We start from the raw sequence: 19,686 nt of genomic DNA, 5'->3' as shown, positions 1-19,686 counted from the left end.
AGCCAAAATGAAAGGCCTCGCTGATGCGAGGCCTTTTTTTATTGCCCTGACTTCGGGCTCCCACAGGTTTTTCTGCATCAGGGTTTATCCGGCTTGGCCAGTAAGGTGTAGACGCAAGGCAATACAAACAAGGTGAACAGTGTGCCGATCGACATGCCGGTCGCGATGACCGTGCCGATGTCGAACCGGCTGACCGCGCCAGCACCGCTGGCGATGATCAATGGCACCATGCCGAACACCATTGCCGCCGTGGTCATCAAGACCGGACGCAGCCGGATGGCCGCTGCTTCCTCCACCGCTTCCCGTGCGGTCAGGCCCTTGTCCTTGCGTAACTGGTTGGCGAACTCGACGATCAGAATGCCGTGCTTGCTGATCAGCCCGATCAAGGTCACCAGCCCGACCTGGGTATAGATGTTCATGCTCGACCAGCCCAGGAACAGCGGAATCAATGCACCGCAGATAGACAGGGGCACGGTGACCAGGATCACCAACGGGTCGCGGAAGCTTTCGAACTGGGCCGCCAGCACCAGGAAAATGATCGCCAGTGCCAGGGCAAAGGTGACCCACAGGGCACTGCCTTCCTGAACGTACTGCCTCGATGCGCCAGCGTAGTCGAAGGCAAAACCGGCGGGTGCCTCTTCCCGGGCGATCTGGCGCACGAGGTCGATGGCTTCCCCCATGCTCACCAGCGGCACGCCGGACAGGATGGCCGAGTTGAGTTGCTGGAACTGGTTCAGCTGTCTCGGTCGGGCACGGTCGGTGACGGTGATCAGGGTCGACAACGCCAACAGTTCACCCTTGGTGTTTTTCACGTAGTAATTGTTCAGCCAGTCCGGATTGTCACGGAACGGCCGCTCGACCTGGGCAATGACCTTGTAGCTGCGACCTTCAATGGTGAATCGGTTGATCTCGCCTTCACCCAGCAGGGTCGCCAGGGTTCCCCCCAGGTCCTGCATGGAAACCCCCATCTGCGCAGCCTTGGCGCGGTCGATATCCACCACCACTTCCGGCTTGTCGAAGGCCAGGTCAACGTGGACAAACGCAAACTTGCCGGATTCCTTCGCACGTTTTTTTACCCGGTCGACCACCTGCAGCAGCAATTCGTAATCGTTGGCGGAGTTGATGACGAACTGGAACGGCACGCCTTCGCCGGTGCCCGGCAGCGACGGCAGGTTGAAGCCGAAGATCTGCAGCCCCGGGATCTTTTCCAGTTTGGCTTGCACCTCGGGCAGGATCGCCATTTGCGTTCGACTGCGATCGTCCCATGGCTTGAGCAGGAAACCGCCGATGCCCGATTGCACGCCGTTGAAACCGTTGATCTGGAACGACGAGTAGTACTCGGGAAACGCCTTGAAGATCGAGACGAACTCGTCGGTGTAGGTGTTCAGGTAGTCGAGGTTGGTCGGTTGCGGGGCGTTGGCAATCATGAAAATGATGCCCTGGTCCTCATCCGGCGCCAGTTCCGATTTGGTGAAGTTGAGAAGGACCGGAATCAGGCACAACACGATCACGGCGAACACCAGCACCACCGGCCGGGTGTTGAGGGTGCCATGAAGCAGGCTCTGGTAGCGGCGCTTGAGGCGTTCGAAAATCATGTCCAGGCGATGGGCCAGGCCGCTGGGGTTCTCGTCGTGACGCAGCAGAAACGCACACATCATCGGCGACAGGGTCAGGGCGACGATACCGGAAATCACCACCGCGCCGGCCAGGGTCAGGGCGAACTCCTTGAACAGCGCCCCGGTCAGGCCGGTCAGGAAGCCGATCGGTGCATACACCGCCGCCAGGGTGATGGTCATCGAAACCACCGGCATGGCGATTTCCCGGGCGCCTTCAATGGCGGCCTCGAGCGGTGTCTTGCCTTCCTCGATGTGACGGTGAATGTTTTCCACCACCACGATGGCATCGTCCACCACCAGGCCGATGGCCAATACCATCGCCAGCAGGGTGAGCAGGTTGATCGAGTACCCCATCATCTGCATGAAGAACATGACGCCGATCATCGACAGCGGGATGGTCACCACCGGGATCACCACCGAGCGCAGGGCACCGAGGAACAGGAACACCACCACAATCACGATCAGCACCGCTTCGAACAGGGTCTTCACCACTTCGTCGATCGAGGCCTGGATGAACAGAGTGGCGTCGTAGGCGATTTCACCTTTCAGGTTCGGCGGTAGCTGGGCCTCCAGGTCCGGCATGATCTTGCGCACTTCCTTGATCACTTCCAGCGGGTTGGCGCCGGGCGTCGCCTTGATGCCGATGTACACCGACGGGGTGCCACCGAACGAGCTGATGGAGTCGTAGTTCTCCGCACCCATTTCCACGCGCGCCACATCCCGCAGCAACACTCGGCTGTCGCCATCGACCTTGAGCGGAATCGTCCCGAAGGCTTCGGCGGACTTGAGTTCGGTATTGGCGTTGATGCTGGTGACCACGTATTCGCCCTTCACCTCGCCGGCGGCAGAGAGGAAGTTGTACTGGCGCACCGCATTGGTCACATCGCTGGCACTGAGGCCGAAACCCGCCAGCTTCATCGGGTCCAGCCACAGGCGCATGGCAAATACCTGGTTACCGAGGATCTCGGCTTCGGCCATGCCGGGCAAGGTCGCCAGCTTGGGCTGGATCACCCGTGACAGGTAATCGGTAATCTGCGGGTTGCTCAACTCCTTGCTGAAGTAGCTGATGTACATCAGCACTGACGCATCGGCCGATTCTTTGCTCAGCACCGGGTCTTCAGCGTCCTGGGGCAGCTGGTTCTTGACCTCGTTGGCCTTGGCCAGCAGTTCGGTAAACAGACGGTCGCTATTGGCGCCGACGCGCGCGTAGATCGAGATCACCGAGAAATTCTGGCGACTGACCGAGGTCATGTAGTCGATGCCCTCGGCGCTGGCCAGGCTTTGCTGCATCGGTTGGGTGATGTAGCCCTGGATGGTCTCGGCGTTGGCCCCGGGGTAGGCGGTGGTCACTGTGATCAGGGCGTTTTCCATTTGCGGGTACTGGCGTAGCGGCAGCTTGCTCCAGGCCTGAAAACCCAGCAGTACAATCAACAGACTGACCACGGTAGCGAGAACCGGACGGCGGATGAACGGGTCGGTAAAAGCCATGGGAATTCCTTGATCAGTCCGCGCGTGGCTGGCTGTTCTGCCCGGCCAGGGTCTTGTCGTCGCTGATGGCAATGCGTGAGCCGTTATCCAGTTTGAGCTGGCCGGCGGTCACCACTTTCTCGCCGCTCTGCACGCCTTTGGTGATCATCACTTGCCCATCGCGGCGTTCGCCGGTCTCGACAAACCGCCGTTCGGCGATCAGCACCGGTTGGCCCTTGTCGTCCTTTACCAGGCTGCCATCCTCGGCTTTCTTTGGTACGGCCACATACACCGAGTTGCCGTAGAGCGTGTAGGTAATCGCGCTTTCCGGCACCACGATGCGCGGTTGCGGGTCGGGCAGGAGCACCTGGAGGCTGGCGAACATGCCTGGCATCAACTTGCCGTCGGGGTTGGCCAGGGTGGCGCGGACCTGCACGTTACGGGTGCTGTTCTCGACTTTAGGGTTGATTGCACTGATGGTGCCGGGGTACTCCACGGTCGGATACGCCGCGACAATGACCTGCACTGGCTGGCCGAGCGCAATCTTCGGCACCGACTGCTCGGGCACAAAAAAGTCGACATACAGGCTACTGAGGTCTTGCAGGGTGGCGATCATGGTGCCACTGGCCATGTAGTCGCCAACGTCCACCTGACGAATGCCAATGGTGCCGCTGAACGGCGCGATGATGCTTTTTTTGCCGAGCGCAGCCTTGAGTTGATTGACCGTGGCCTTGCTCTTTTTCAGCACCGCCGAAAGTCGGTCGAATTCGCCTTTGGAAATGGCCTGGCTGCCGACCAGTTGGCTACCGCGACCGTAATCAAGCTGTGCCAACCCGAGGTCGGCCAGAGCAGTTTCCAGCAGGGCACTTTCAACGGCGCTGTCGAGGCGCAGGAGTGGTTGGCCGGCCTTGACCTTCTGCCCCGACTCGAACTGGAGATCGATGACGGTGCCATCGGTCTCCAGGCTCAGGTCCACCCCCTGCAATGCCTTGAGCGTGCCAACGGTAGGCAGGCGGGCTTGCCATGGGCGCTCGGTGGCGGTGGCCACGGCAACGCTGACGGCCGGTCTGGGCACAGAGAAGCCTTGAACCATCGTATAGATCGAGAAGGCTTTGTACGCAGCCAGGGCTAGCACAATCAATAGAACCACACCCAACATGATCAGCATGCGGCGACGCAGCATATTCCAGTTCCTTGGAGAAAATCAGGTGAGACAGCAGGGAACATTACCGCGAGTGTAGAGGGTAAATCCAACTGCCGTTTTTACAGGTAGTGAGGTATTAGAGGGGTGAAAGCCTGAAAAGATTCGCCGTCTCGGTTCTCACCTGCGGGGTGTACGTCATCCCGATGCAGGCGCGGCCCAGGCCGGCGATCTTTTCAATGATTCAGGCCATCAGATGCAGATGGTTGTCCCAGAGCCCTGCGGGTAGCTCCAGCGGTTTTGCAACGAGGTTTGTCTGGCGGCAATCGTAGTAGCGGCAGCGCCCCTGTCCCGAGGTCACGACAAAACCATCGGCCACGGCACCGACCCCGGCGCAATCGGGCAGTGGCGCGTCCAGGCGTACTTCACCGCTGTCCAGGTCCCAGATGAAAAAGCGGTTGCCCCGCGGTGCGGTCAACGCCACCAGACGCAAGTCGCTGTGTACTGCGACGCTGGCGGTGTAGTGTCCCATGGCCTGCAACTGGTGCTCGGGTACCGGGAACGCGACGAAGGGCTGACCGGGGCGCTTGATCGCCAGCAACTCCGACGACTCGTGGGCCGCACCCATGAACTGCTGGCTGGCGACGATGGTGCCGTCGCTGGCGATGGCCAGATGACGCACGCTGTTCATCTGCTGGGCGAGGGTTTCCTTGCTCAGCAGGGTGCCGTCGCGGTGCATCAGGACCAGGCTCGGTTCCATGGCGTTGAGGTTCATCTCCACCCGGCTTTCGGCCTCGGTGCGAATCCCGCCGTTGGCCACCACCAGGGTTTCGCCATCGGGCATCCACGACACCTGATGCGGACCGAGGCCGTGGGTAGAAATCTCACCACTGTGCACCAGCCGTTCGCCTTCGAACTTATACACGCCGAGCAGGCCGCGGCCCGGATCGGAGGTGTCGTTTTCGGTGGCGTACAGCCAGTCACCGCTGTGGTGAATGACCGCGTGACCGTAGAAGTGCCGGTTCGGCTGTGACACCACGGTTTGCAGGAGCGCGCCGTCGCGCAGGTCGATCAGGTAGCTCTCGGTGCCCGGACGGCGAGCGACGAACAGTGCAATCGGCTGTGTCGGGTGGTTGATGATGTCGTGGCAACGCTGGCCGACCCGGGTGGCGAACACTTGGGTGCCATCGAGCCGATAACCGACGGCGTAATGCTGGCCGTCGGTGTCGTCCCGTGCCGAAAGCAACAACGGACTCCTGTCCTTTTGCTTGAACAGCTTCCAGCCGCCCAGCGTCACTGCACCCAGCAGCAAACTACCTAATGTCAGAACCTGGCGTCGCAGCATGGAACCGGCCCTCATCAGTCACCGTCGTTGGCGTTGAAGCCCAGCTGGATGCCCAGTGCCTTGGCCAGATCGGCCTCGTGCAGGCGATGGACGACGTTGAGACTGTCATACAGCTCGTTGAGTTGCTGGCGGCCAGCTTCGTCATTGAGCATGTCGGTCAGCGAGCGCTGGTTGCCGGCGAACAGTTTCAGCGAGGCGGCATAGGCTGCATCGATCTTGTCGGCCAACGGCTTCTGCTCGCTCGGCAACAGGCCGCGCAGGCCTTTGTTATCCACACCTTCCCAGACGGTCCTGGCGGCCGCGAGGCTGGCTTCGAGGCTGGTCAGGGACGCCTGGCTGCGCCATGCATCGGCCTGGAACGGTTGCGGCACGCCCTTGCTCTGGCGACCCATTGGCGTGCCGAGTTTTTTCTTCAGGGTGTCGATGGCGGTGACTTGCACGCGCAGCAAATCGGCGATCGCTTCGTGGGAGTCCGCGTAGCGCTGGTTCGGGAACTTGCTCATTTGCGCGAGCATGCCGTCGGTGTTGTTCCAGGTTTGCAGAATTTCTTCGGCCAATTGCTTCTGGCGTTCGCCGATGGCGATCAGCAGCGGGCAGTATTTGCTCTTCTGCTCAGCGTTGGCCACGTCGGGCTTGCTGTCGAACAGAATGTATTCGTAGGCCGAGAGCCCCTGTACCACGACGCTGGACTTGGCCAGGGCGGCGGCATCGATTTGCGGCTGGGCGGTGACCAGTTGCTCGACCTGACGGCCGACCAGGTTTTTCTTGTCCGGCCAGAACTGCACTTGCCACGAACGGTTGCCTTCGGCCAAAGGCCCGATCAGCAGCGGTTGCAGCTCGGCCCAGGCTTTTTGCGCATGCAGGAAGTCGGCACGGGCTGTTTCCAGGGTTTCCTTGCCTTCGCAGTAGGCGAGGGCGCTGACCGCCAATTGACGATCGGCCTCAACCCAGCGGGTGTAGGTCGGCAGGATCACCGACTTGGCAATGGCCGCCGACGTGACCGCTTGCGGGTCCTGGGGCGAGCAGGCGCCCAGGGCGAGGGCGGCAAGGCTGGTGAACAACAGTTTGGGACGGAACATGTCGGGCTCCCGCGAGTGGAATGCGTGTTAAAGGGAATTCAGGAACGCCAGCAACGCAGTGCGTTGCTCGGCATTGAAAGACAAAACCTGTTGTTGCGCCGCAGTCGCCTCGCCGCCATGCCAGAGCACGGCTTCGAGCAGGTTGCGGGCGCGGCCGTCGTGCAGGAACTGGGTGTGGCCGCTGACCGCCTGTGTCAGGCCGATGCCCCATAACGGCGGGGTGCGCCATTGGCGGCCGCTGGCCTGGAATTCGCTACGGTTGTCGGCCAGGCCGTCGCCCATGTCATGCAGCAGCAGATCGCTGTACGGGCGAATCACTTGATTGGCCAGTTCAGGTTCGGCGGCATTGGCGGCGGTGGTGTATTTCGGTGTGTGACAGGACTGGCAACCGGCCTGATAAAACAGGGTCTTGCCGGCCAGCACTTCAGGGGCGTTGACGTCACGGCGGGCCGGTACGGCAAGGTTGCGGCTGTAGAACAGCACCAGGCGCAGGATGTTGTCGCTGACTTCCGGCTCGCCATCGGGGCCGTTGCCACTGGGTGCCTGTTTGCAGGCCGTTTGCGCGTCCGTGCAGTCATCAAGGGGTCTAAGGCTGGTTGTGAGCCCCATATCTCCCGAGAACGCGTGGACATTCTGTTGATTGAGGTTCGGTTGTCCGGCTTTCCAGCCAAATCGTCCCAGAACGGTCTTTTGCAGAGCGTCATCCCAGACCCGGTTCGGTCGCCCGTTGATGCCGTTGTTCGCCTTGGCCTGTGCCTCGGCGTTGGCCAGGATCGCCTCCTCGGGGATCGCTTCGAGCAGGCCCAGGCCAATCATTGGCGGCGCCACGCGGGCCGAGAAACGGGTGTCGGGGTGCATCGGGCCGTAACCCAGCTGGGTGATGTTCAGGCTCGGTTTGCGTAACTCGACTTCGGTGCCGTCCTTGAAGCGAACCGGCACGGGGGTGTAATCGACCCGCACTTTGCCTTCGGGGGCCACGCCGGGTACGGACATGTCCTGGAACTGGCCGCCGTAGACGGGCTCCGGCACCACGCCGAGCTGTTCGATGACCTTGGCATACGCCGGGGCATCGGGAATCGACAGGCGTACCAGCATCGACACCGCGTTCACATCGTCGGGCGTCGGCGGATGGCCGCGGCCGTCCTTGATGTGGCAGCCCTGGCAGGCATTGGTGTTGAACAGTGGACCGAGACCATCGCGAGCGGTCGTCGTCGACGGGGCGATCACCCAAGGGCTGCGGAAGAAGCTGTTGCCGACACTGAAATCCACACGCCGTGATGGCGGCAGGTTCGCCGAGGGCATGGAAAACGCGTTCTGATCGGTCTTGCGCACCGTCGCACTGCCGCCGGAGCGGGCTTCACCGGGTTCGGCCCGGGTGAATTTCGGGGCGTCATCGCAGGCACTCAGGCCCAGGGCCAGAAACAGTGCGGACAAGCGAAGAGGCAGCGGGGGCATCAGACATCCTGCAAGACGAGCAAAACAAGGGCGCAAAGTCTAACAGGGGATGGGAATTTGAATAAGAGGAATTATCGTTTGCTTGATGTGGGGCAAGGTTTTCACTTGAGACCGCGGTGCAGCCATCGCGGGCAAGCCACGCTCCCACAGGGATTGAAGGTGCTCACAGATGATGTGATCAGCACGGATACTGTGGGAGCGGGCTTGCCCGCGATGAGGCCATGAGCGTCACCCAAAAAGCAGGCAAGAAAAAGGCGACCCGAAGGTCGCCTTTTTCATTCAGCCAGCGTTGATCAGAATTCGTGATCAGCGTTGTCCGGGTTCAGGTCGGCGATACCCAGTTTGCCAGCGGCGGCTTCGATCGAACCGGTCTGCTTGACCAGGGACGCGATAGCGTCACGGACGATCTGGTTGCCTGCGGTGTTGCCGGCAGCGATCAACTGGTCGTAGTGCTCGCCCTTGTTGGCGTGGTCGACCATGACCTGAAGCTTGGCTTCAGTGGCGGCCAGGTCGTCTTTGAGCGCGGTGTCGGCAGCCGGGTCGGCTTTGGCCACCAGGGACGACAGGCTGGCGCCGGTCATTTTGGTGCCATCGACGCGAGTGTATTCACCCAGGTACACGTTACGAATGCCCTTGGCATCGTAGAAGTGCGAGTTGTGGGTGTTGTCGCTGAAGCAATCCTGTTCGTCTTCCGGGGAGTTGGCTTCCAGGGAAACCTTCATGCGCTCGCCCGCCAGTTCGCCCAGGGAAAGGCTGCCCATGCCGAACAGCATTTTGCGCAGGCCGGTTTCAGCCGGTTCTGCTTCCAGGGTGGCGCGGTAGTTGTCGGCCACGTTCGGCTTCCAGTTACCGACCATTTCTTCCAGATCGCTGACCAGCAACTGGGTCACGGACTTCAGGTAGGCACGACGACGATCATTGTGACCGCCGGTAGCGCCTTTGCCTTCCAGGTAGTCCGAAGCCGGACGGTTGCCGGCGCCAGGGCCGGTGCCGTTCAGGTCCTGGCCCCAGAGCAGGAATTCGATGGCGTGGTAGCCGGTGGCGACGTTGGCCTCGGAACCGCCCAGCTCGTTCAGGCTGGCGAGTTTTTCCGGGGTGATGTCTTTGACATCGACCTTGTCTTCGCCGATCTGCACTTGAGTGTTGGCGATGATGTTGGCAGTGGCACCCGGGTTGCCCAGGGCGTGTTCGTAGGATTTGTCGACGTAGTCGATCAGGCCTTCGTCCAGCGGCCAAGAGTTCAGCTGACCTTCCCAATCGTCAACGATGGTGTTGCCGAAACGGAACACTTCGCTCTGCAGGTAAGGCACGCGAGCGGCAACCCAGGCAGCCTTGGCGGCTTTGAGGGTGTCGGCGTTCGGCTTGGCGAGGAAGGCGTCTACGGCGGTTTGCAGGGTCTTCGCGGTGGATTCGGCATCGCTGTAAACGGCGAAAACGATGTCGGCGTAATGGGCGACAACGGCTTTGGCGGCAGCTTCGTCGACCTTACCGGCAGCGGCAGGCGCAGTGGCTGGAGCAGCCGGGGCAGCTGCAGTGCTGGCAGCTGGCGCGGCAGCTTTTTCTTGGTCTTTACCTTCGCCGCAACCGGCGAGGGAAATAGCGATGGCCAACAGACTGGCGGTAGCCAGAGGCATACGAATCATGGCGAACATCCTGCTTCGATAGGGGTGGAGTCGTGCTATGCACACGCAAAACTGCGACATAATGCAAATCTTTCGCATTATGTGTAAAGGGTTGTACCTGTAAATATTTCTTATTCACGTGGCGTGGCGCACGGCCTTGTAGGAGCGAGCTTGCTCGCGAAGGACCTCAAGGCGACGCGTTTTTTCAGGCTGCCCGCGTCATCGTTCACGACCATCGCGAGCAAGCTCGCTCCTACAGGGGGGGTTACAAAATAGCCGCATTGCTGCGTTGGGCCTGCTTGAGGTAAACGCCCAGTTCCCGTGCCGGCAACGGTTTGCTGTAGTGATAGCCCTGACCTTCGTGGCAGCCTTCGGAAATGATGTAGGCCTCTTGCTCGGCGGTTTCCACGCCCTCGGCAATCACCTGCATGCCCAGGCTTTTGCCCAGCTGGATGATGGCGCGAACGATGGTCGCATCATCGTCGTCATCGAGCAGGTCCTGAACGAAGCTCTTGTCGATCTTGATCTTGTCCAGAGGCAGGCTCTTGAGATAGCTCAAGGACGAATAGCCGGTTCCGAAATCGTCGATGGCGATCAGCGCGCCGGAGCGGCGCAGGCTGAGCAAGTGCTGGGCCGCGGTGCTGATGTCTTCCATCAGACCGGTTTCGGTGACTTCCAGCTCCAGGCTGCGCGGTGGCAGGCGGTACATCTGCAGCAGGTTGTTGACCACCCGTGGCAGTTCGGCGTGGTGCAGTTGAACCGTAGACAGGTTCACCGCCATGCGCAGGTCGGAGAAGCCCTGGTCATGCCACTCGCGTAGTTGTTTGCAGGCCTGGTCCAGCACCCATTCGCCGATGGCGATGATGGTGCCGTTCTGTTCGGCCAGCGGGATGAACAGGTCCGGCGGCACCATACCGTGCTCGGGGTGTTGCCAGCGAATCAGGGCTTCGACGCCCACCACGCGGTTGTCGCGGTAGCTGATCTGCGGTTGATAGACGAGGTAGAACTGATTGCGGATCAACGCATCGCGCAGGTCTTTTTCCAGCTCGCGGCGGCGACGCATTTCAGTATCGACGCTGGCGATATAGAACTGATAGCGGTTGCGCGAACGGGTCTTGGCCAGCGTCATGGTCTGCTCGGCCTTTTGCAGCAATTTCTCGGTGCTGTCACCGTCCTCGGGGAACAGGGTGATGCCGATGGTGGCGCGCAGGCGGATCTCCTGATGATCGAGGGCAAACGCCGCTTCCAGGTCATCGAGAATGCTTTGCGCCAGCTCGGCGGCTTCGTAGGGCTGCTCGATATCGGCCTGGACCAGGGCGAACTGGTCGCCGCCGAGGCGGGCGAGGGCGCCCAGGCGACCGCTATGACCGCGCAGGCGATCGGCCAGGGCCAGCAGCAACTGGTCGCCGGTCTGGTAGCTGAACTGCTCGTTGATGCCCTTGAAGTCATCGAGGCCGACACACAACACCGCGACCCGGCGCTGCAATTTGCCGGCGTCGATGAGGATCTTGTCCAGTTGCTGCTGCAATTGCTGCCGGTTCGGCAGCCCCGTCAGGAAATCGTACTGGGACATGCGCACCAGGCTGTTTTCCGCTTCGTGGCGCAGATGGGTATTGCGTTCGATGGATTCGAGCAACTGGTTGGCGGTGTTGATCCAGATGCCCAGTTCGTTGTTCTCGTGCCCCTTGAGCAGCGGAATCTTGTGTTCGCTGGGACGATCCGGATTGATTTCCGTGAGATGTTCGATGATCCGCGATAGCGGCTTGGTCAGCAGCCAGTGGTAGACCAGGTACAACACCAGCCCCATGGCGAGCGCGCGCAGGACGCCGGAAATGAAGATGATCACCGAGCTGACAATGAACCCTTGGCCGTAGGTGGCGGTATCGAGGGTGATGCTCAGGTCCCCGTAATACTCACTGTAGGGCCCGCGACCGACCAGTTGGGTGGTAAAGGTGCGTTCCTTGCCAAGAATCAGGTCGGTCAGCCAGCGGCTGTGGGAGTGCTGCAATTCGCGGGTTTTTTGCGCGAGCATGGCTTCGTTGGGATGGCCGATGGAGGCCTTGCGCACGGCGGCGTCCTGAAACAGGCCTTCGATCACCTGCATGCCCATTTCCCGGTCCAGGCTGTAGACGGCCTGGGTCGAGGGGTCGCGAAACATGTCGAGGATGCGTTCGGCATCGCTGGCGACGGCCTGACGTGTTTTATAGGCATCGAACACAATCTGCGCGCAGCTCAAGACCACGCCGACGATCAATGCCGACAGGAGTACGACCCGGAGCAACTTCACCGACAAGCTGTTCTTGAGTTCCAGCTTCAAAGGGTTATTCCTTGTTCCGTGCGGGTAGCATCAAGTTGCCATGAGTATTGGCAATCCCGTGATGGCAGTCAAAGGGACAATCATCCTTGGGGGATTTTGCCTGCTGCTTGGCCGATTTGCAGTTGACCTGGCGAGTTAGCCTATTAGTACTGTGTCGGTTGTCGAGTCCTTCAACTTGAGGGGCGGGATGGAGATATTTTCCTTTTGTTTGATGTTAGTCGGCGTGGGCGGGGGAGCAAGGGGCTGGAGGCTGGTTTCATCTTGGGAAATTGGCTTCGTCCGGGTTTTTTTGGGGGGGGGGGACATATCCATTGCTGCGGTAACGGCAGCTGGCGGTTTCGCCCTTACGGCGAGTCCCTTTTGTCAAACGACACAAAAGGAACCAAAAAGTCTCGCCCCGAACGTACGGCCCCTCGCCAGGGCTCGGGGTTCCTTCGCTCCGGCATTCATCCGGGGGCATCGCCCTCCGGTTGGCTTCGCTGGCACCTACATGCGATGTGTTCGACTGCGTCGAACGGCGCTGCGCGCCAATCCCCGGATGAACACCTCCACTCAGCCTGCCGAGGGGGCGGGTGGATCAAGATCAAGAGCTGCAGGCGAGCTAACGCTCGGCCTGTTGAGTGGTGAGAAGCGTGGGTGTATGCCGATCTGCCTTTGCTCTGCTCTTCTGTAGGAGCGAGCTTGCTCGCGATGGACGTTAACGATAACGCGGGCTGTCTGATTGATCGCGTTGTTCAGACGTTTTTCGCGAGCAAGCTCGCTCCTACAGGGATCTTCAGTGGCCACAAGTCCCGACTGAAAACCGGGGACCCAATGTGAGTGAGTCATACCCATGTGTGGCCAGGGATGCTTCGCGTTACGTTTTGGGCGTTAGCGCGGTGTAGGAAAGCGCCAGAAGTTTCCCACGCAGTTTTCAGGTTGTCCGTCGGAAGCGGGCTGAATAACCTTTGGTGATCGCTGAAATGCTTCAGCGATCGGGCGTGAGAACCCGCAAGAGAGTGTTAATCCAGCGCCAGTACCACCATAATTGCCGCCAGCTTATCCGCTGCCAGCAATGCTTTATGGCGGCTGTGTGCGGGCAGACCTCGGTCTGGCCGGATTGCTCTCTTGCCGGTTTCTCACTCCGCACATAGCTGCCACCTCTTCGCTCGCGTGAGAAACGGCGAGAGATGGCTCCAATCGATAAGGAGCATATTTTGGATAAGTTAATCCCCGATCCCCCCTGCAACACCACCAAACCCTACAGCCCTCGCACCATGTTCATGATCGTCCCCGACATGGACACTGAAAGCCTGCTTGCCCACGCTTGTGAATCACTGGCTTCAGCCAATGTCATGGCGAGTGATTTCGCTACCTGCCTGGCTGGCCCCCAGCGCAACACGGCGCTGGCCATTTCGCAGATTGTCATGTTGGCGGAGCTGGCGGTGAATCGTGCGCTGGATAACCTCGATCCGCAGTAGTTGGCCGACTGACTGCTTTATGGTTCTTCGCGAGCAGGCTCGCTCCCACTGGCTCGGGGGGTGATCTGTGGGAGCGAGCCTGCTCGCGAAGACGGCGGGACAATCACCACCGTCCCTTTGCTCATATTCCTTCCATAAAAAAACCCGGCACAAAGCCGGGTTTTTGTCTGGCATCGAGCTTAAGCGGTGAAGGTTTTGCCTTCGAACTGCTCAGCCACGAATTTCCAGTTGACCAGGTTCCAGAACGCTTCGACGTACTTCGGACGCAGGTTGCGGTAGTCGATGTAGTAAGCGTGTTCCCAGACGTCGCAGGTCAGCAGCGGGGTGTCGCCGTTGGTCAGCGGGTTGCCGGCGCCGATGGTGCTGGCCAGGGCCAGGGAACCGTCAGCCTTCTTCACCAGCCAGCCCCAACCGGAACCGAAGGTGCCGATGGAAGTCTTGCTGAACTCTTCCTTGAACTTGTCGAACGAACCGAAGGCCGCGTTGATGGCTTCAGCCAGTGCGCCGGTTGGTTGACCGCCAGCGTTTGGCGCCAGGCAGTTCCAGTAGAAAGTGTGGTTCCAGACCTGAGCGGCGTTGTTGAAGATACCGCCCGAGGAAGTCTTGACGATTTCTTCCAGGGTCTTGCCTTCGAACTCGGTGCCTGGCACCAGGTTGTTCAGGTTCACGACGTAGGTGTTGTGGTGCTTGTCGTGGTGGAACTCCAGGGTTTCCTTGGAGATGTGCGGCTGCAGGGCATCGTGTGCGTACGGCAGTGGCGGCAATTCGAAAGCCATGATGATTCTCCTAATCAGGTCAGTTGCGGTGAGCGCAAGGCCGATCACGGGCGGCCAGACAAGCGCCGGGGAGTTTGTACTCTTTGCGGCGCAGGGAGTCGGATCATAGCACCGGGGGGGCGGCATAACCACGCAACAACTGTGTGGAATAGAGGTTCCGCCAATCAGATGGCCGCGATCAGCTGCAGCGCTACGGCAAACATCATCACCGCCACCAACAGATCGAGAATTCGCCAGGTGCCGGGCCGGGCGAGCCACGGTGCCAGCCATGCCGCACCGAGGGCCAGGGTGAAGAACCACAGCAGCGAGGCACTGGCCGCGCCTACGACATAAGCGCCCGGCTCGGTTTGTTGGGCGCCCAGGGAGCCGATCAGCAAAACGGTGTCCAGATAGACGTGCGGGTTGAGCAAGGTCACCGCCAGCGCGCTGAGCATCACCGCCCGCAGCGAACGTACGGTCTGGCCTTCGCCCTGCTCAAGGCTCTGCTTCGAGAAGGCCCGGCGCAGCGCCTGGCTGCCGTACCACAACAGGAACGCTGCGCCGCCCCAACGGGCAATGGCCAACAGCGTCGGGTTCTGCGCCAGCACCGTCGCCAGGCCGAATACCCCGGCGGCTACCAACAGGGCATCGCAGGTCACGCAGAGTGCCGCCACCGGCAGGTGATGTTCACGCCGCAGGCTTTGCGCCAGGACAAACGCATTCTGGGTGCCAATCGCCATGATCAGGCCGAAGGCCACGAGCAGCCCGTTCACATAACTTTGCCACATGATTTTTTACTCCGCGTTGGCTGCCAGATCCCGCAGCACTTGCAGGGCTCGGTCGGCGTCGGCCTGGCCGACGAACAAATGGTCGTGGTAGTAGCCGGCAATCACGTTGCAGCTGATTCCGGCCTTGGCCAATGCCGTGGCGAACGCGGCGGTCAGGCCGACCGCTTCGAGGGCCGAATGTACGTTCAAGGTGATCCAGGCGGCGATGTAGTCGAAGCTGAATCCGGCTGTTTCGGCGTGGGAACGCTCGAGAATCACGGTCAGGCCTTCCTGCTCGCGGAAGCTGCCGACAATCTCCAGATCCGTAGGCAATTTACCGTCGCGCAGGGTGCAGAACACGTATTCGCCAGCGTTGAGTTGCGGGCTCATGCTGCGCAGCAGCGTTGCCAATGAAGTTTCGCCAGCCATGTGGGTGATCCTTGTTCAAGAGTTCTTGCTGGTCATTGTCCTTGTGAAGGTTGTATAAGAAAAACCAATCTTGCTGATCGCTCATTAGGAAAACTGATGTTCGACTATAAATTGCTTTCTGCCCTGGCCGCCGTGGTCGAACAGGCCGGTTTTGAACGGGCGGCCCAGGTACTGGGCTTGTCGCAATCGGCGATCTCCCAGCGCATCAAGCTGCTGGAAGCGCGAGTTGGTCAGCCGGTGCTGGTGCGGGCCACGCCGCCAACGCCGACGGAAATCGGTCGACGGCTGCTCAACCACGTGCAGCAGGTGCGATTGCTTGAACGGGATTTGCAAAGCCTGGTGCCGGCGCTGGATGAAGAGGGCCTGCCGGAACGCCTGCGGATCGCCCTGAACGCCGACAGCCTGGCCACTTGGTGGGCGCAGGCCGTGGGGGCGTTTTGCGCCGAACAGCATCTGCTGATGGATCTGGTGGTCGAAGACCAGACCGTCGGCCTCAAGCGCATGCGTGCCGGTGAAGTGGCGGCTTGTGTCTGCGCCAGCGAGCGGCCGGTGGCGGGCGCGCGCAGCGTGTTGCTGGGGGCCATGCGTTACCGTGCGCTGGCCAGCCCCGCCTTTATTGCCCGGCATTTTCCGCAGGGCGTACGCGCCGATCAGTTGGCCCGAACCCCGGCGCTGGTATTTGGCCCGGACGATTTCCTGCAGCATCGCTACCTTGCGTCCCTAGGCGTCGAGGGTGGATTCGAACACCATTTGTGCCCGTCCTCCGAAGGTTTTATCCGCTTGGCGGAAGCCGGTCTGGGCTGGGGGCTGGTTCCGGAACTGCAGGTGCGCGAGCAACTGCAAAGGGGTGTATTGCAGGAGCTGCTGCCAGATAAGCCGATCGATGTGCCGCTGTACTGGCATCATTGGCGTAATGGCGGCCAACTGCTGGGGCTGCTCACCGATCAATTGGTCAGCGCATCTAAGCAATGGCTGGTGCCCTTGGACTGACGCGCAGCGTCAAGACCTCACGTAATACGCAAAACGAAATATTCGGAGCAATTCATGAAGATTCTGGTTACCGGCGCAAGCGGCTTCATCGGCGGGCGCTTTGCGCGTTTTGCCCTGGAGCAGGGCCTGGACGTGCGGGTCAACGGTCGCCGGGCCGAGAGCGTGGAGCATCTGGTACGCCGGGGAGCCGAGTTCATCCAGGGTGACTTGAGCGACCCGGAACTGGCGCGCGAGCTGTGCTCGGACGTCGAGGCCGTGGTGCATTGCGCCGGTGCTGTTGGTTTATGGGGACGTTATCAGGACTTCCATCAGGGCAACGTCCAGGTCACCGAGAACGTGGTCGAAGCCTGCTTGAAGCAACGGGTTCGGCGGCTGGTGCATTTGTCGTCGCCGTCGATCTACTTCGATGGTCGCGATCACCTGGGTCTGACCGAAGAACAGGTGCCCAAGCGCTTCAAACACCCTTTCGCCGCCACCAAGTACCTGGCCGAGCAAAAAGTCTTCGGTGCCCAGGAGTTCGGTCTCGAAACCCTGGCCTTGCGCCCGCGTTTCGTCACCGGGGCCGGCGACATGAGCATCTTCCCGCGCCTGTTGAACATGCAGCGCAAGGGGCGCCTGGCGATCATCGGCAATGGTCTGAACAAAGTTGATTTCACCAGCGTGCAAAACCTCAACGAGGCGTTGCTCAGCAGTTTGCTGGCCAGCGGTTCTGCGCTGGGCAAGGCTTACAACATCAGCAACGGCACGCCGATTCCCCTGTGGGACGTGGTCAATTACGTCATGCGCAACATGGAAGTCCCACAGGTCACCCGCTGCCGTTCCTACGGCCTGGCCTACAGCGTGGCGGCGCTCAACGAGGGCGTGTGCAAGTTGTGGCCGGGGCGTCCCGAACCGACGCTGTCGCGTCTGGGCATGCAGGTCATGAACAAAAATTTCACCCTGGACATCAGCCGCGCGCGGCATTATCTGGATTACGATCCCAAGGTCAGCCTCTGGACGGCGCTCGATGAATTCTGTGGCTGGTGGAAGGCCCAGGCTGTTCGCTGACGCTCGAACAACGACCCCCGACTGAACCGGATTCGGGCTTGGGGGTCAATGGTTGCGGCTGTGGGGTTTATACTGTGCGGCATAAAGCCATTATGTGATTCACTAAGGTTGATTCAATGTCCATGCGAAACGATGCCAACGACGACTTCGATGATGTACCGAGCCTGCGTGCAGACGTTCTCGATGACGACTTTGCGCCCCCCGCCCGCACGGTCGTGCATTCGCGCACGACGCCGGTGGTGAAGGTCAAGGCGGCGAGTACCGGTGCCTTGTGGGCGTTGGTCGGGGCGTTGTTCTTTGCGTTCGCGGGCCTGGCCTGGTGGAGCTTTCAGCAGATCTCCCTGATGGAACAGCAACTGGTGGCGACCCAGGAAAGCTTCGCGCGAATCAGTGAGGAAGCGGCAGGGCGCCTGCAGGATATTTCCGGAAAGGTTGTTGCCAGCCAGACCAGTGTCAACACCGACAGCGAGGCCTTGAAGCTGCAAATCCGCCAGCTGGAAAGTAAGCTCCAGGACCAGAACGCCCAGCAGCAAGGTGTTGCCGGCCAGGCCTCGGACCTGGACAAGCGACTGGCACAAATGACCGCGCAAACCACCGAGCTGGACAAGCGCCTGGCGCAATTGAATACCCAGAACACCGAACATCAGACGGCCAATACCCAGTTGCAGGCCCAGGTCAAAGCCTTGAGTGCTGAATTGGCCACCCTGAAAAGTGCTCCGTCGGACGCTGAAAAACTCGATGCACAACTGAAGAGCCTGGGCGCCGATATCACAGCGCTGAAGAAACAAGGCAACCCAAGCGCTGCTATCGAGCGTCTCGAGCAAGACATGATCGTGCTCAAGAGCGAGCAGGACAACCGTCCGGCGGTCACGCAGGGCTCGACCAATACCGCCGAGTTCGATGCGTTCCGCAGCCAGGTCACCCGCAACATCAATACCCTTCAGGCGCAGATCCAGAACCTTCAGCAGCAACTGCGCGCCCGGCAGTAATCGACTGCTCTGTGAGCATTTTGTGGCGAGGGGGCTTGCCCCCGTTGGGTGGCGGAGCCGCCCCAAATCCATTCGCCGCGGTTCACCAGATCAACCGCGGTGCCTGATTTACGACTGCTGCGCAGCCGAACGGGGGCAAGCCCCCTCGCCACAAAAGCCTATGACCCTGTTCTGGCGAATATTCGTACATATCCCATTGCCGTCTACGCTCTTGAAACACCACCAGGAATGAGGGATGCGCAATGGGGTTTCTGCATAGGTTTACCTTGCTGTGCGGCATGTTTTTGTTGTGCCTGGGCCAGGCGCAAGCCGCCGGGACGGAAAAGGACGACAGCAAGGCGGCCATTGCCCTACTGGAAAAAGCCCTGGCCTACTACCACCAGAATGGCGACAAGGCGCTGGCGGCATTCAGCCGCCAGGGTGAGTTTGTCGACAAGGACCGTTATGTCTTCGTGCTCGACACCAAGGGCGTGATGCTCGCCAGTGGCGGGCCGTCGTCGGCGCTGATTGGCCGGGACGTGTCGCAAGTGCTCGGGCCGGATCTGCAGAAAGCTTTCAAGGACGCCCTGAAAGTGCCGGAAGGCAATGGCATTCAGCAGGCGGAATATCGCTGGCAGAACTGGAATGACGGCAAGGTCGAGCGCAAGCATGTCTACTACCAGCGCGTTGGGCAGCGGATTCTGGCGGTCGGTTATTACCTGCCACGGGCCTCCGCCGAACAGGCCATGGCCTTGTTGAACAAAGCGGCAACCGATCTGGCCAAGGACGAAAAGGGCACCCTGACGGCGATCAATTCCCTCAAGGGCGGCTACCTGCAGGATGACCTGTATGTGTTTGTCGTCGACCTGGATACCCAGCGTTACGTGGCCCACGGCACCAACCTGCGGCTGATCAATACCGACTTCAGCAAGATCGTGGACCCGGAAGGCAAACCGGTGGGCGAGCCGATTCTGGCGTTGATGGGCCAGCAGGATTACGGCGAATACGAATACCGCTGGAAAAACCCGGTGACGGGCAAAGTCGAGAACAAGCATGCCTACCTGAAGAAGGTCGGACATTTTCTGGTGGCTGTCGGGTATTACAGCCCTTGATAGCCTTCGCGATGTAGGAGCGAGCTTGCTCGCGAAGGTCGTAAACGATAACGCGTAAACCAGATGCCCAGCGGCGCCCTTGGATTTTTTCGCGAGCAAGCTCGCTCCTGCAGATA

General features: G+C 60.5%; 15 protein-coding genes. 5 read left to right on the top strand and 10 right to left on the bottom strand.

From position 1 onward, the window contains the following. Positions 1-77: 77 nt before the first annotated feature. The 7 genes from PSJE_RS11960 to PSJE_RS11930 all read right to left on the bottom strand — a co-directional run bounded on the left by PSJE_RS11960 (position 78) and on the right by PSJE_RS11930 (position 12,042). Positions 78-3,104 carry a multidrug efflux RND transporter permease subunit gene (locus tag PSJE_RS11960; protein ID WP_090457523.1) on the bottom strand — a complete coding sequence of 1,009 codons (3,027 nt, stop codon included), beginning with the start codon at positions 3,102-3,104 and terminating at the stop codon, positions 78-80. A 13-nt stretch (positions 3,105-3,117) separates the two neighbouring features. Next, positions 3,118-4,266 carry an efflux RND transporter periplasmic adaptor subunit gene (locus PSJE_RS11955; protein ID WP_090457521.1) on the bottom strand — a complete coding sequence of 383 codons (1,149 nt, stop codon included), beginning with the start codon at positions 4,264-4,266 and terminating at the stop codon, positions 3,118-3,120. Between the two features lie 202 nt (positions 4,267-4,468). After that, the gene (locus PSJE_RS11950) at positions 4,469-5,569 is read right to left on the bottom strand and encodes a DUF1513 domain-containing protein (RefSeq protein ID WP_090457519.1); all 1,101 of its coding nucleotides are present in this window, start codon (positions 5,567-5,569) and stop codon (positions 4,469-4,471) included. A 14-nt stretch (positions 5,570-5,583) separates the two neighbouring features. Beyond that, a complete protein-coding gene (locus tag PSJE_RS11945; RefSeq protein WP_057713455.1) occupies positions 5,584-6,648 on the bottom strand; it encodes an imelysin family protein in 1,065 nt (354 codons plus the stop codon). Between the two features lie 27 nt (positions 6,649-6,675). Then, on the bottom strand, positions 6,676-8,103 hold the full coding sequence (locus PSJE_RS11940) for a di-heme oxidoreductase family protein (protein WP_090457517.1): 1,428 nt from the start codon (positions 8,101-8,103) through the stop codon (positions 6,676-6,678). Positions 8,104-8,396: 293 nt separating this feature from the next. Then, a complete protein-coding gene (locus tag PSJE_RS11935) occupies positions 8,397-9,746 on the bottom strand; it encodes an imelysin family protein (protein ID WP_090457515.1) in 1,350 nt (449 codons plus the stop codon). Between the two features lie 244 nt (positions 9,747-9,990). Next, on the bottom strand, positions 9,991-12,042 hold the full coding sequence (locus PSJE_RS11930) for a putative bifunctional diguanylate cyclase/phosphodiesterase (RefSeq protein ID WP_090457513.1): 2,052 nt from the start codon (positions 12,040-12,042) through the stop codon (positions 9,991-9,993). A 1,196-nt stretch (positions 12,043-13,238) separates the two neighbouring features. Between PSJE_RS11930 and PSJE_RS11915 the strand changes: the two genes are divergently transcribed. After that, a complete protein-coding gene (locus PSJE_RS11915; RefSeq protein WP_090457509.1) occupies positions 13,239-13,502 on the top strand; it encodes a DUF6124 family protein in 264 nt (87 codons plus the stop codon). A gap of 179 nt (positions 13,503-13,681) precedes the next feature. Here PSJE_RS11915 and PSJE_RS11910 read toward each other — a convergent pair whose 3' ends face one another. The 3 genes from PSJE_RS11910 to PSJE_RS11900 all read right to left on the bottom strand — a co-directional run bounded on the left by PSJE_RS11910 (position 13,682) and on the right by PSJE_RS11900 (position 15,453). Continuing rightward, entirely contained in the window at positions 13,682-14,278 is a 597-nt protein-coding gene (locus PSJE_RS11910; protein ID WP_008022038.1) for a superoxide dismutase, read from the bottom strand. A 164-nt stretch (positions 14,279-14,442) separates the two neighbouring features. After that, positions 14,443-15,045, bottom strand: a complete 603-nt coding sequence (locus tag PSJE_RS11905; RefSeq protein ID WP_057713460.1) for a LysE/ArgO family amino acid transporter — start codon at positions 15,043-15,045, stop codon at positions 14,443-14,445. Between the two features lie 6 nt (positions 15,046-15,051). Next, positions 15,052-15,453, bottom strand: a complete 402-nt coding sequence (locus tag PSJE_RS11900; protein WP_090457507.1) for an ACT domain-containing protein — start codon at positions 15,451-15,453, stop codon at positions 15,052-15,054. A 96-nt stretch (positions 15,454-15,549) separates the two neighbouring features. Between PSJE_RS11900 and PSJE_RS11895 the strand changes: the two genes are divergently transcribed. From PSJE_RS11895 to PSJE_RS11880, 4 genes are all read left to right on the top strand, one after another. Then, positions 15,550-16,443: a LysR family transcriptional regulator ArgP gene (locus PSJE_RS11895; protein ID WP_057713462.1), complete on the top strand. Its 894-nt coding sequence runs from the start codon at positions 15,550-15,552 to the stop codon at positions 16,441-16,443. 54 nt (positions 16,444-16,497) lie between these two features. Next, positions 16,498-17,490, top strand: coding sequence for an NAD-dependent epimerase/dehydratase family protein (locus PSJE_RS11890; protein WP_090457506.1), 993 nt, complete (start codon positions 16,498-16,500; stop codon positions 17,488-17,490). Between the two features lie 116 nt (positions 17,491-17,606). Further along, entirely contained in the window at positions 17,607-18,479 is an 873-nt protein-coding gene (locus PSJE_RS11885) for a coiled-coil domain-containing protein (RefSeq protein ID WP_090457504.1), read from the top strand. 242 nt (positions 18,480-18,721) lie between these two features. Continuing rightward, positions 18,722-19,570, top strand: a complete 849-nt coding sequence (locus PSJE_RS11880) for a cache domain-containing protein (protein ID WP_090457502.1) — start codon at positions 18,722-18,724, stop codon at positions 19,568-19,570. Positions 19,571-19,686: the final 116 nt, after the last annotated feature.

The sequence above is a fragment of the Pseudomonas jessenii genome (genome assembly GCF_002236115.1).
Lineage (GTDB): Bacteria > Pseudomonadota > Gammaproteobacteria > Pseudomonadales > Pseudomonadaceae > Aquipseudomonas > Aquipseudomonas jessenii.
Note: the sequence above shows the minus strand (reverse complement) of the source record. Positions and strands in the feature narration are given on the sequence as shown.

Excerpts from the sequence above, each read along its gene's own strand:
- PSJE_RS11950 (WP_090457519.1), bottom strand. The coding sequence starts at position 5,569 with ATGCTGCGACGCCAGGTTCTGACATTAGGTAGTTTGCTGCTGGGTGCA.
- PSJE_RS11940 (WP_090457517.1), bottom strand. The coding sequence starts at position 8,103 with ATGCCCCCGCTGCCTCTTCGCTTGTCCGCACTGTTTCTGGCCCTGGGC.
- PSJE_RS11945 (WP_057713455.1), bottom strand. The coding sequence starts at position 6,648 with ATGTTCCGTCCCAAACTGTTGTTCACCAGCCTTGCCGCCCTCGCCCTG.
- PSJE_RS11955 (WP_090457521.1), bottom strand. The coding sequence starts at position 4,266 with ATGCTGCGTCGCCGCATGCTGATCATGTTGGGTGTGGTTCTATTGATT.
- PSJE_RS11935 (WP_090457515.1), bottom strand. The coding sequence starts at position 9,746 with ATGATTCGTATGCCTCTGGCTACCGCCAGTCTGTTGGCCATCGCTATT.
- PSJE_RS11905 (WP_057713460.1), bottom strand. The coding sequence starts at position 15,045 with ATGTGGCAAAGTTATGTGAACGGGCTGCTCGTGGCCTTCGGCCTGATC.
- PSJE_RS11885 (WP_090457504.1), top strand. The coding sequence starts at position 17,607 with ATGTCCATGCGAAACGATGCCAACGACGACTTCGATGATGTACCGAGC.
- PSJE_RS11890 (WP_090457506.1), top strand. The coding sequence starts at position 16,498 with ATGAAGATTCTGGTTACCGGCGCAAGCGGCTTCATCGGCGGGCGCTTT.
- PSJE_RS11960 (WP_090457523.1), bottom strand. The coding sequence starts at position 3,104 with ATGGCTTTTACCGACCCGTTCATCCGCCGTCCGGTTCTCGCTACCGTG.
- PSJE_RS11880 (WP_090457502.1), top strand. The coding sequence starts at position 18,722 with ATGGGGTTTCTGCATAGGTTTACCTTGCTGTGCGGCATGTTTTTGTTG.
- PSJE_RS11910 (WP_008022038.1), bottom strand. The coding sequence starts at position 14,278 with ATGGCTTTCGAATTGCCGCCACTGCCGTACGCACACGATGCCCTGCAG.
- PSJE_RS11895 (WP_057713462.1), top strand. The coding sequence starts at position 15,550 with ATGTTCGACTATAAATTGCTTTCTGCCCTGGCCGCCGTGGTCGAACAG.
- PSJE_RS11900 (WP_090457507.1), bottom strand. The coding sequence starts at position 15,453 with ATGGCTGGCGAAACTTCATTGGCAACGCTGCTGCGCAGCATGAGCCCG.